The organism is Weissella confusa (assembly GCF_004766315.1).
GTDB lineage: Bacteria > Bacillota > Bacilli > Lactobacillales > Lactobacillaceae > Weissella > Weissella confusa_A.
Genome location: NZ_PVSN01000014.1, coordinates 13638 through 25650, shown reverse-complemented (window position 1 = coordinate 25650; position 12013 = coordinate 13638). Strand labels below are relative to the sequence as shown.

The 12013-nt window shown below is 45.3% G+C and carries 9 protein-coding genes and 2 pseudogenes; all 11 read right to left on the bottom strand.

The genetic code is table 11. The features are described 5' to 3' along the window. Positions 1–176: 176 nt before the first annotated feature. The 11 genes and pseudogenes from C6P11_RS02225 to C6P11_RS02175 all read right to left on the bottom strand — a co-directional run bounded on the left by C6P11_RS02225 (position 177) and on the right by C6P11_RS02175 (position 12009). Positions 177–692: a DoxX family membrane protein gene (locus tag C6P11_RS02225; RefSeq protein ID WP_135518256.1), complete on the bottom strand. Its 516-nt coding sequence runs from the start codon at positions 690–692 to the stop codon at positions 177–179. Between the two features lie 253 nt (positions 693–945). Further along, positions 946–1540: pseudogene (locus C6P11_RS02220) on the bottom strand (5' nucleotidase, NT5C type). Positions 1541–1563: 23 nt separating this feature from the next. Beyond that, positions 1564–2453 (bottom strand): annotated as a pseudogene (gene fba / locus C6P11_RS02215) (class II fructose-1,6-bisphosphate aldolase). 251 nt (positions 2454–2704) lie between these two features. Beyond that, positions 2705–3820: a peptide chain release factor 2 gene (gene prfB / locus C6P11_RS02210; RefSeq protein WP_003608644.1), complete on the bottom strand. Its 1116-nt coding sequence runs from the start codon at positions 3818–3820 to the stop codon at positions 2705–2707. Between the two features lie 75 nt (positions 3821–3895). Continuing rightward, complete coding sequence (gene secA, locus C6P11_RS02205) at positions 3896–6262, bottom strand: preprotein translocase subunit SecA (protein ID WP_135518254.1); 2367 nt, start codon at positions 6260–6262, stop codon at positions 3896–3898. A gap of 190 nt (positions 6263–6452) precedes the next feature. Beyond that, positions 6453–7949, bottom strand: a complete 1497-nt coding sequence (gene gltX, locus C6P11_RS02200) for a glutamate--tRNA ligase (RefSeq protein ID WP_135518252.1) — start codon at positions 7947–7949, stop codon at positions 6453–6455. A 79-nt stretch (positions 7950–8028) separates the two neighbouring features. Then, positions 8029–9132, bottom strand: a complete 1104-nt coding sequence (locus C6P11_RS02195; protein WP_135518250.1) for a PIN/TRAM domain-containing protein — start codon at positions 9130–9132, stop codon at positions 8029–8031. Positions 9133–9143: 11 nt separating this feature from the next. Beyond that, positions 9144–10517, bottom strand: a complete 1374-nt coding sequence (radA, locus tag C6P11_RS02190; RefSeq protein WP_039968258.1) for a DNA repair protein RadA — start codon at positions 10515–10517, stop codon at positions 9144–9146. A gap of 13 nt (positions 10518–10530) precedes the next feature. After that, positions 10531–11073, bottom strand: coding sequence for a dUTP diphosphatase (locus C6P11_RS02185; protein ID WP_135518248.1), 543 nt, complete (start codon positions 11071–11073; stop codon positions 10531–10533). A gap of 100 nt (positions 11074–11173) precedes the next feature. Continuing rightward, complete coding sequence (locus C6P11_RS02180; protein WP_056973134.1) at positions 11174–11452, bottom strand: GNAT family N-acetyltransferase; 279 nt, start codon at positions 11450–11452, stop codon at positions 11174–11176. A 14-nt stretch (positions 11453–11466) separates the two neighbouring features. After that, the gene (locus C6P11_RS02175; RefSeq protein ID WP_135518246.1) at positions 11467–12009 is read right to left on the bottom strand and encodes an NlpC/P60 family protein; all 543 of its coding nucleotides are present in this window, start codon (positions 12007–12009) and stop codon (positions 11467–11469) included. Positions 12010–12013 lie beyond the last annotated feature (4 nt).

Sequence of the window (12013 nt, the reverse complement as noted above, 5' to 3'; positions counted from 1 at the left end):
TCGTCACCCCATTTAGAACGCGTTTGCCCTCTTTATACCATAAACTGCATTGTAAAAGGTTGTACGCTGTCTCAGGTGGCCAAAACTTAAAATTCACGGCCAAATTAGCCCCTAGGTTCATGAAAAAAAGGATTCGGAAAATGTCTTCCCGAATCCTTTAGTCTTTAATCATTAAATTAGCGAACTTCGATATCGTTGTTCAAGAATGGCAACTTTGAACGCAAGAATGGCGTTACCCAGTGGTCCAAACCGATACGTGCTGAGTTGAAGCCACCCATCAAGATGAACATCTCGATGAAGATGAACGTTGGGTTAACTGACACAACGCCGGCACCCAAGTATGAGAAGTTCATGATCATTCCGAAGAAGGCAGCTACCAAAGTCAACGTACCAAAGATCAATCCCAAACCAACAAACAACTCACCCCATGCAACGGCGAATGAGAAGAAACCAGTTGCGTGACCGTGGTTCGTTGCTAGGTTCAAGAACCAGTCGTACCATGGGAAAGCCTTCGTTTGTGCTGGTGTCATAACTGGCTTAGCAATTGCCATGTTAATCATACCTGAAGCATCGAAGCCACCCTTAGTAGTAACCTTCTCAAAACCATCCATTACCCATTGGAATCCCAAGTAAACACGAGCAATCGTCAATACCCACATTGCAACCTTGCTGTTACGTAGCCATGAAATCATAATAATATCTCCTAAAAAATAAATAATCTTATTTAAAATATGTGAATCAATTAACATATATTACCTTAATCTACTTACATAAGTTTAGCAACACAATATTCACAATTTATTCACACTCGATGTTCCGTATTTGAAACAAAAAAAGACGAACGCCTAATTTTAGGCGTTCGTCTTATAGTTAACAATGTGAACAATGACACATTTTAAAACGCAGTCATCAGTCTCAACGTCTGCTTTTTATGCTAATTGTGCTTTATTCCCATGCGGCTTTAACGAATTTCTCCGTATCGCCGTGCACAGCAATATGATGTTCATTCATAACCGTATCAACAGCATTTCGAATACCGTCGCCGTTCTGTAACACTTCGGCCACCTCAATCAAGAGATCAGCCAAACCGGTTTGCCAAGTCATCTTGGGTTCATAATCGTATTGAACCCATTGGCTGTCCATCGTCGCATCATCCCAACCGCTGGCCCCGTGGTATGGTCGATCATCAACCAAAATAGCCCCCCGGTGTGCGTGCTAAGCTTTTATCGTGCGCCATAATCACCCGCTTGTAAAACGGGCTCTTCTCATCTTCACCGAAATGATGTTGCAACCAAATCAACTTATCTTGCCAAGCACTCGCATTTTGCCAAGGTGCTGTCGACAAAATGTATAGCTCATAATAGTCGTTCAACTTATTGACCGCGTCAATCGCCCCTGGCACCGGTGGTAAATATCGAAAAATGCCTGGAATCTGATCTGGCTTAGCGACCGTCTCACCAGCCATATCAATCGCGTTCAAAATAAGTAACGTATCAACAAGGACATTGTCCATGTCCAAAAACAATTTAGGCTTATTCATCTTTCCCCTCACAGAAATCGGCATTACGCCTTTGTTAGTGTTACTTGTGCCTTGTTAGCTGACCCAAGCATTTGAATCATTTCTTCGGCAGCTTGTTGGGCAGCGTCGACACCCGAACGAAGCAACTTACGTGGATCATAGTTAGTGCCTTCCAAATCACGGTCTGACACAATGAAATCACGCAATGCGTTGTGGAACGCCCATTGCAATTGAGAATTAATGTTAATCTTTGCAACACCAAGTGTAATGGCCGTCTGAATTTCGTCCTCAGGCAAACCAGAAGCGCCGTGCAAGACAAACGGCATCTCATGGCGAGTAGCAGCTTCAAACTCTGTCAACGCGCCCAAATCTAAGCCAGCAAAGTCTTCTGGATAGGCGCCGTGAATGTTACCAATGCCAGCAGCTAGCATATCGATTCCCGTGTTGGCCATCTCAACAACTTGCTGCTTGTCAGCAATCTCACCCAGTCCAACAATACCGTCTTCAACACCGCCAATTGACCCAACTTCTGCTTCAACGCTGACGCCCAATTCAGCAGCCTTCGCCACCAAAGCCTTGGTCTCACGCAAGTTTTCTTCAAATGGCAAATCAGAACCGTCAAACATAACTGATGTGAAACCATCGTTCATGGCTTGGTACGCCATCTCTAAATTACCGTGATCCAAGTGAATCGCTACGGCACCGTAATCGCCATACTCTCATATAAATCGCGGACCATGTCGGCGACCATCTTCGTGCCACCCATGTACTTAATAGCACCCATTGATGCTGCGATAATCACCGGCGCCTTTTGGCTTTCAGCCGCACGCAAGATTGCTTGCGTCCATTCCAAATTGTTCGTGTTGAAATGCGCAACTGCATATCCTTGTGCGTGTGCTTGTACAATCATTTCTGATGCATTTACAATTCCCATTTTTTATCCCCCCATGGTTAAAAATGTCATTTTCAAGTAATAAGTTGACTTAATCCAGCCGTTCCCCCGAACATTCTCGATTAAATGCTAAACAATGTACGAATAATACCACGATGAGCGTCGCTTTGCCACCAACTTCATGAATCCATGTTAAACAACTCGTAAATTCGCCACAAACATTTCGACAAATTCCAAATTTCGTCATTTCTACAGAAAAGGACCGCCAAACACGAGTTTGGCGGTCCTTTTGTTTAATCTGGGTTTTGTTCAGCTAGCTTCCAACGTAGGTATGAATTAATGAATGGATCCAAATCACCATCCATTACACCTTGTGGGTTACCTGATTCAAAGTTCGTACGGTGATCCTTAACCATGCGGTATGGTTGGAAAACGTACGAGCGGATTTGTGATCCCCAACCATTTTCCAATTGCTCGCCGGCAATCGATGCACGTTCCTTTTCTTTCTTATCCATTTCCAATTGATACAACTTGGCACGCAACATAGCGTAGGCCGTATCCTTGTTTTGGAACTGTGAACGCTGTTGTTGTGAGGCAACAACGATACCCGTTGGAATGTGTGTCAAACGCACAGCTGATGACGTCTTATTGATGTGCTGTCCACCAGCACCAGAGGCGCGGTACACGTCCATCTTCACGTCAGCTGGGTTAATATCAACTTCAACCGAGTCATCCAGTTCCGGCATCACGTCGATTGAAACGAATGACGTGTGACGACGGCCAGCTGAATCAAATGGTGAAATACGGACAAAACGGTGTACCCCACGCTCTGAACGTAGGTAACCATAAGCGTTGTGCCCCGTAATCATCAATGTTGCTGAATCGATACCGGCCACATCACCAGGGTGATAATCCATGATTTCGACCTTAAAGCCGTGACGCTCAGCCCAACGTGTGTACATACGTTGCAAGTTGGCACCCCAGTCGGCAGACTCTGTTCCACCAGAACCTGGGTGAATTTCCAAGATAGCATTGTTCTTGTCATACGGCTCGTTCAATAATTGCGCCAAACGGTAACTTTCCAAATCATCTGACAACTTTTGCAAGTCCGCTTCCATCTCGGCTTGCATGTCTTCATCAGGCAATTCAGCCAATAGTTCAAGCGCCGTCTCAACATTCTCTACGCCAGCCGTCAAGTTCAAGTAGTCATCACGGCGGCCCTTCAAGATATTGTTGGCATCAATCACCTTTTGCGCCGCAACGTTGTCATTCCAGAAATCTGGGTGGACCATTTCATCTTCATTGGCCGCGATTTCATCGTTCAAAGCATCCAAGTCCAGAGACTCACCAAACTTCGTAATCTCTTCTGACATCTCAGCTAATGAGCGACGTGCTTCTGATAGCTCCATTTTCTCTATAACCTCAACTCTCTAATGCGAAAAAGGAAAGCCAGTCGCAACTAACTTTCCCCTCCAATAACATTTTTAGGCACGTAGGTTTTGACGGATTTCTGACTTCATGAATAGACGCGTTGCATCATACTCAATACCAGCAATCATTTCTTCAAACATACGGAAACCTTCGTTTTGATACTCAATCAATGGGTTCAATTGACCATAACCACGCAATTGGATAGCATCACGCAATTGGTTCATGGCGTCCATGTGGTCCGTCCATTGTGAGTCAACCACACGCAAGATAACAACACGCGTGAATTGTAGCATTTGCTCATCATCAACCAAAGCAGAACGCTTGTCTTCGTAGACTTCCTTGGCACGGCCATACAAGTAATCCTTGATTTCTTGTTGGCTCTTGCCTTCAAGGTCAGCAACCGTAATTGAATCCTCGGGAATCAAAACAGCACCGGCGAAGTCGACGATTGATTGCAAGTCCCATTCTTCAGTCTTACCCAAAGCATGACGATCAACAACACGTCCGATAGTACGCTCAACCATTGGCAAAATAACATTGCGCAATGACTTGTCTTCATCGATAACTTGGTTACGGTTTGCATAGAACGTGTTACGTTGTTGCGACATAACATCATCGTATTGCAAAACGTTCTTACGTGAATCGTAGTTGTTACCTTCGACACGCTTTTGTGCTGACTCAACAGAGCGTGTAATCAAGCGGTTCTTGATCACAGCGTCTTCATCAGCCAAATTCATGCGTTCCATCATCGTCTTGATACGCTCACCACCGAAACGAATCATCAAATCATCTTCCAATGACAAGAAGAATTGTGAGTATCCCTTGTCACCTTGACGACCAGCACGTCCACGCAACTGGTTGTCGATACGACGAGATTCGTGACGCTCAGTTCCGATAACGGCCAAACCGCCCAAATCAGAAACACCAGGGCCAAGCTTGATGTCAGTTCCACGACCGGCCATGTTAGTGGCGATTGTAACGGCACCACGTTGACCAGCGTTGGCAACAATTTCAGCTTCCTTGGCGTGGTTCTTGGCGTTCAACACGTTGTGTGGAATGCCTTCACGGTCCAACAATTGTGACAACAATTCTGATGTCTCAACGGCAACTGTACCAATCAAAATTGGTTGACCCTTGGCGTGCAATTCCTTAACCAATTCAACAACGGCCAAGAACTTTGAGCGCAAGTTAGGGTACAACAAATCTGGTTCGTCGACACGTTGAATTGGACGGTTCGTTGGGATTTCAACAATTTCCATGTTGTAGATCTCACGGAACTCTTCCGCTTCAGTCTTGGCCGTTCCAGTCATACCTGACAACTTCTTGTAACGACGGAACAAGTTTTGGTACGTGATTGAAGCCATCGCACGGTTATCTTCTTGGATTTGAACTTGTTCCTTGGCTTCCAAGGCTTGGTGCAATCCGTCAGAGAATCGACGACCTTCTTGAATACGTCCTGAGAACGCATCAACCAACACGACTTCACCATCACGGACAACGTAGTCCTTGTTGTTAAACATCGTGTAGTTGGCACGCAATGATTGATCAATGTGGTGAGTCAAAGCCGTGTTGCCTGAATCGTACAAGTTTTCAAGGTTGAAGTAACGCTCAGCCTTCTTGATACCTTCGTCTTGCAACAACACCGTCTTTGATTCTTCGTCGACCGTAAAGTCTTCTTCCTTCGTCAATGACTTAACGAAGCGGTCCGCACGAATGTACAATTGCGTGCTTTCTTGTGCTGGTGCACCAGAAATAATCAATGGCGTACGAGCTTCGTCAATCAAGATTGAGTCGGTTTCGTCGACCAATGCGAAGTTCAATGGACGTTGTACACGATCTTCCTTACGGGCAACCATGTTGTCACGCAAGTAGTCAAACCCGATTTCTGAGTTAGTCGTGTACGTAATATCTGCGTTGTACGCGGCACGCTTCTCATCTGGTGACATCTCTGAACCGTTGATACCAACCGTCAAACCAAGCCACTTGTACAATTCACCCATTTCCTCACCGTCACGAGCAGACAAGTACTCGTTAACCGTGACAACGTGAACACCTTCTTGTAGCAACGCGTTCAAATAAACCGCCATTGTGGCCGTCAACGTCTTACCTTCACCGGTACGCATTTCGGCGATGTTTCCACCGTGCAACACAGCAGATCCCATGATTTGCACACGGAATGGGTACAATCCCAAGACACGGCGTGCACCTTCACGGACAACCGCGAATGCTTCTGGCAAAATATCGTCCAACGTCTTACCTTGCTTCAACAAGTCACGCAAGTAAGGCGTCTTTGCTTGTAGTTCTTCATCAGAAAGGGCTGCCATCTCATCGGCATGTGCTTCAACTTGATCCGCAAGGCGGTTCAAGCGACGCATTGTCCCCTTATCACTCTCAATAATTTTACGTAATGGATTAGCCATCTTTTACCTATTCCCTCTTGTCTTCACTAGCTGCTACAGCTAATGGTACTAATAAATATTTTAACACACTCGTAACGCCGATTGTGTGCATTATTTTTGAATATGTGGTAAGTGGCACCAGTTCGGACACACACCAACAACAAAAAATCCAGCACCCAAACGGGTACTGGACTTAATTTGTTGTTTGATTTTACAAGAATTCGCGGATGTTTGCGATCGTTTGCTCACGTCCTAGCAACTCTAGCAATTCACCAAGGTTTGGACCTTGCTCCTCACGCGTCGTTGCAATACGCAATGGGTTCCACAAAGCACGGGCCTTGACGTCCATTTCGTTTTGAATCTCGCGGATTGCGTTCAAGATTGCAGCAGCCGTGAACAATGGCATTGCTTCCAACTTCTCGATGAACAAGTTCAACATAGCTGGTACGTTTTCAGCAGCCATCCATTCCTTAGCTGAATCAGTAATCTCATCAGCTGCAGGCATTTCGAAGAAGACAGGCTTTACCAAAGGCACAATTTGTGACGTGTATGATACACCATCCATGTAAACGTTCATCACTGAACGCAACCATTGCATCTTCTCAGCCGTCAATTCAGCTGGGTTAACCAAGTCAGCCTTAACAAGTTGTTGCATCATCTTGTCGAAGACCATGTTTTGGTCAGCCGTCTTAATCCATTGGTTGTTGATCCATTCAAGCTTCTTGTTATCGAACTTGGCTGGTGACTTTGACAAGCGATCCTCGTCAAACATCTTAACCAATTGGTTCTTGTTGAAGATTTCCTTCTCACCAACTGGAGACCATCCCAACAATACGATGAAGTTCAACATTGCCTCTGGCAAGTATCCCAACTCACGGTATTGCTCGATAAATTGCAAGATTGACTCGTCACGCTTTGACAACTTCTTACCCGTCTCAGCGTTGATGATCAACGTCATGTGACCAAAGATTGGGGCTTCCCAACCAAAGGCTTCGTAAATCATCAATTGCTTTGGCGTGTTTGACACGTGGTCATCCCCACGCAAAACGTGTGAGATTTCCATCATGTGGTCGTCAACAACAACGGCGAAGTTATACGTTGGCATGCCATCAGCCTTTTGGATAACCCAGTCACCACCGATAGTGTTTGAGTTAATCTCAACGTGACCCTTAACGATGTCATCCCATGCGTATGGCTTGTCTTCAGGCACATGGAAACGAACAACGGCTGGCAAGCCCTTAGCTTCTGCTTCAGCTTGGGCAGCGGCGATTTCCTCGTCGTTCATGCCTTCGTATTCGTAAACGTAGTGTGGAGCTTGCTTAGCAGCAATTTGTGCCTCACGCTCTGCTTCCAATTCTTCAGATGTCTTGTATGACTTGTATGCCAAACCACGATCCAACAAATCTTGAATCAATGGCTTGTAGATGTCCAAACGTTCTGATTGACGGTATGGACCATACTTTCCTGGGTTTGCTGGAGACTCGTCCCAGTCCAATCCCAACCATGCCAAGTTATCCAACTGTGACTTCTCTCCATCCGCAATGTTACGTGCTTGGTCAGTGTCCTCAATACGGATAACAAATTCACCCTTGTGGTGACGTGCGTACAACCAGTTAAACAATGCCGTACGTGCGTTTCCGATGTGTAGGTGCCCAGTTGGAGATGGAGCGTATCGAACACGAATCTTCTTCTCAGTAGTCTCAGCCATTCTGTCTATTCCTTCTTTTCTGTTTATAATACCGCTTACTAATATACCGCGGTTTTTCATGGGTTTCAATGTTAATTACTTAATCCACCACAATACCGAAGATCATACGTCCAGCATCGGTTTGCAGAGCGGACGTTACTTCAACAGTAACCGTTTCTTGTAAGTGGTCGCGACCTTCTTCAGCGACAACCATCGTCCCGTCATCTAGGTAACCAACCGCTTGTTGGCGCTCAGTTCCATTCTTAACCAATGTCACCGTCAAACGATCACCAACCGCCACACGTGGACGCAAAGCCCCCGCCAACTCATTAATGTTCAAGACTTCAACGTTTTGGAACTTCGTTACCTTGTTCAAGTTGTAATCGTTCGTTACCAAGATACCGTTAACATCTTGTGCAAGGCGAATCAGCTTTTCATCAACTTCTTTGATGTCTTCGTAATCACCTTCCCACATTTCAAGTGGAATGGCGTCCGTTTCACGCAATTCATTCAAAATGTCCAAACCACGACGGCCACGGACACGCTTGATTGATTCACCAGCATCAGCAATGTATTGCAACTCATACAAGACAAAGTTCGGTACCAACAAGGTTCCCTCGATAAAGCCAGTTTGCACCAAATCAGCAATGCGGCCATCAATCAAGATGTTGGTGTCCAAGATCTTGTAGTGGTGATAGTTCGTCTCTTCATCAGACAACACATCGCTTTGATTTGCTGATCGACGTGGACGAACACGCTTTGTCATATTGTTGAAGTTAGGAACCAACGTACGCCACTCATCAATACGCGTTGTTCCAAGACGGAAACCAAGGTACCCAAATAGCAACATCACAAAAACTGGAATAACTGCACTTAAAAAGAAATTACCTGTGCGTTGCAATGGGACAGTTACCAAAACAGCCAACGCCAATCCAATCAAGGTTGACACTGAACCAATCAACAAAACAACTGGCGACTGTTGATTCAAGTAGGCTTCAATCTTGCGAATGCCTTGATCAACTGGACGCCATAGTGCCAAACTCAATAACCAAAAAATAACGGCACCAATAATAAAGTTCACGATGGCATTGTTTAGCCAAATTTGATCATGTTGATTCATAATCCGCCAAACAATCGGCATTAACGTCACCGCCAAGCTACCACCAGCAACAAAGAATGCTGCTTGAATAATTCGTTTTCGCATAAGCTTCCTCACTAATCCAGTGCCAAACGTAGCGCATCCGTTAACGTTGCGACACCGATAACTTGAATACCAGAAATTTCTTTCATCGTATCAACTGCATGCTTTGGGACAAATACGCGCTTAAAGCCCAATTTCTTAGCTTCAAGAATACGGTCAACAACATTAGGCACGCGACGAATCTCACCAGTCAATCCAATTTCACCCACAAAGGCATCCGTTGGACGAGTACCCTTGTCACGGTAACTTGAGGCAATTGCAATGGCAATCGCCAAATCAATGGCCGGCTCATCTAATTTTACGCCTCCAGCAGCACGAACGTACGCATCTTGATTTTGCAATAGCAAATTGGCACGCTTTTCCAAGACTGCCATCAACAATGAAATACGATTACGATCAATACCTGAAGCGGTACGTTGTGCGTTACCAAAGACCGTTGGCGTCACCAATGCTTGAACTTCAACCAAAATTGGACGTGATCCTTCCATCGCAATCACAACCGCTGAACCACTAGCATCATCTAGACGTTCTTCCAAGAAAAGACCAGATGGGTTGGTCACTTCAGCCAAACCACTCTCGTTCATTTCAAAGACACCCAACTCATTCGTTGAACCGAAACGATTCTTGACGGCACGCAACAAACGGAAACTACGTTGGTTATCACCTTCGAAGTACAACACGGTATCAACCATGTGTTCCAAAATCTTAGGACCAGCGATAGCGCCGTCCTTCGTCACGTGCCCGACAATGAAGATGGTAATCCCATTCGTCTTGGCAATTTGTAGCAACTCAGCCGTCGTTTCACGTATTTGGGCAACCGATCCAACCGCTGAAGACACATCAGGTTGTTGCATCGTTTGAATTGAGTCAATGATGACGTAATCTGGCTTCGTCTCGTCAATCGCCTTGCGAATCTGCGTCATATCCGTTTCAGGATAAAGGAAGAAATCAGCATCCCCCTTCACGCCCAAACGTTCAGCTCGCAGCTTGATTTGTGACGCACTTTCTTCACCAGCGACGTACAAAATCGTGCCACCATGGTTTGCCAATTGACTTGAAACTTGTAGAAGCAATGTTGACTTACCAATTCCAGGATCACCACCGATTAGCACCATTGAACCAGGTACAACACCACCACCTAAGACACGGTTGAATTCATCAATCGACGTGTCGACACGTGGCGTTTCTTCGATGCTAACCTCGCCCAAACGTTCAACGCGAGCGATTTGACCAGCCAAGTTAACGCGTGACTTACGGTCTGCCTTTTCTGGTTGTACAACTTCTTCAACGAACGTGCCCCAGGCCCCACAGTTAGCACATCGTCCCATATAGCGTTGTGATACATATCCACAATTCGAACATACAAATTGTGTTTTCGTTTTAGCCATAGCCTACACCTCTCTAATTAACGCCGGAGCTACCAAAACCTCCCGTGCGTTCTTTTTTCTCTTGCAACTTATCATTATCTGTTACTAGGAATGGCATAAAGATACCTTGACCGATGCGTTCGCCCTTTTTAATGTGAACATCGCGCAATCCCCAGTTAGTCATTTGGATAAAAATTTCACCTTCATTTTTATCATTATCAACGTAATCGGCATCAATAATGCCCACACCGTTTGGCAAAATCATGCCACGCTTTAGTGGGTTTGATGAACGATTCGCAATCATTAAGTACTCATTTTCGCCCATGTAGGCTTTAATACCCGTCGGTACTAGGAGGGGCTTTAGAACCGCGTTTGCTTCCTCATAGTCGGTCGCCGTCAATTCTTGCTTCGTCGTCAAATGCACCAAAATTTTGACAAATGGTAACTTCCAAATTGATGGTAAAACAAAATCCTCTGCCGCTTCAAAATCATAACCGGCTGCACGGCGTGTTGCACGCTGTGGCAAATTCAAATTGGCATCAGCATATTTTTTAACTACTGCAAATCCACGTTCCATATAGTTTGCCCCCATTTTATTAAAACTATCTCAAGTATAACGAAAAATGACTCAAATTAAAAAGCACACCGGCCTAAAACCGCGTGCTTTCAAATAAGTCTTAACCTTTTGCCTGAATTTTCTGATACTCAGGATTCATAAAGAACGCCTTTCGGGCATATGAACAAACCGGGCGCAATGTCACCCCGGCTTCTTCAGCCATCGAAACAACCTCCGCTAACATTTGTCCCGCAATTCCCTGGCCGCGTAAACTTGGATTCACATACGTGTGATCAATCGACCATGTTTGGCCATCGTTAATTTCGGGAAACAAGATTTCAGCATCTAGCTCCCCATCAGTCTCGTGAAATAGTCGACCTGGTTCCTTCGTAAATTCCATTGTAATCCCCCATATTAACGTACTGACAACACCATATCAGGTTGCCAATTATAATCAATCGTGCGCTGTACAACTTTCCCCGTCATCAAGTCAGCCGTGATATAGCGGCCACCTCCAATGTAAATGCCTACACTGGTTGGCATCATTTTACCACCCCAGACTAACATATCCCCTAGAATTGCTTGATCAGCCGGTACTTCATTGAAAATATCGATTTGCTTGGTGATGTCGCCAGGCAAAGACAAGCCATACACATGATTATAGAAATAAATGTTTAACCCCGTCGCATCAAAACCAGTCGCCAGATTAATCCCCCCATTTTGGTATGGCACACCGGCAACGCGGTTAATCACTGGCCAGAAGTTTTGGCGCAACTTATCCATAATCATTTCCATCAATGTCTGCTGAACGCGTGCCCCCTGCATACGTTGTGCAAAGAAAGAATTTGTGATGCGGAACAACGTTTCCTCGCCCGGCATGGCAAATTGCAATTCAGCATCCACTTTACCCATATCATTTAGGTGTCTAACGTTTGTCTCTGAAATTTCGTATGGCATAACT

What these genes read in the sequence shown, in the direction of transcription:
- radA (WP_039968258.1), bottom strand. Translation starts at nt 10,517, where the DNA reads ATGGCTAAAACGAAAACACAATTTGTATGTTCGAATTGTGGATATGTA.
- C6P11_RS02185 (WP_135518248.1), bottom strand. Translation starts at nt 11,073, where the DNA reads ATGGAACGTGGATTTGCAGTAGTTAAAAAATATGCTGATGCCAATTTG.
- prfB (WP_003608644.1), bottom strand. Translation starts at nt 3,820, where the DNA reads ATGGAGCTATCAGAAGCACGTCGCTCATTAGCTGAGATGTCAGAAGAG.
- C6P11_RS02175 (WP_135518246.1), bottom strand. Translation starts at nt 12,009, where the DNA reads ATGCCATACGAAATTTCAGAGACAAACGTTAGACACCTAAATGATATG.
- gltX (WP_135518252.1), bottom strand. Translation starts at nt 7,949, where the DNA reads ATGGCTGAGACTACTGAGAAGAAGATTCGTGTTCGATACGCTCCATCT.
- C6P11_RS02195 (WP_135518250.1), bottom strand. Translation starts at nt 9,132, where the DNA reads ATGCGAAAACGAATTATTCAAGCAGCATTCTTTGTTGCTGGTGGTAGC.
- C6P11_RS02180 (WP_056973134.1), bottom strand. Translation starts at nt 11,452, where the DNA reads ATGGAATTTACGAAGGAACCAGGTCGACTATTTCACGAGACTGATGGG.
- C6P11_RS02225 (WP_135518256.1), bottom strand. Translation starts at nt 692, where the DNA reads ATGATTTCATGGCTACGTAACAGCAAGGTTGCAATGTGGGTATTGACG.
- secA (WP_135518254.1), bottom strand. Translation starts at nt 6,262, where the DNA reads ATGGCTAATCCATTACGTAAAATTATTGAGAGTGATAAGGGGACAATG.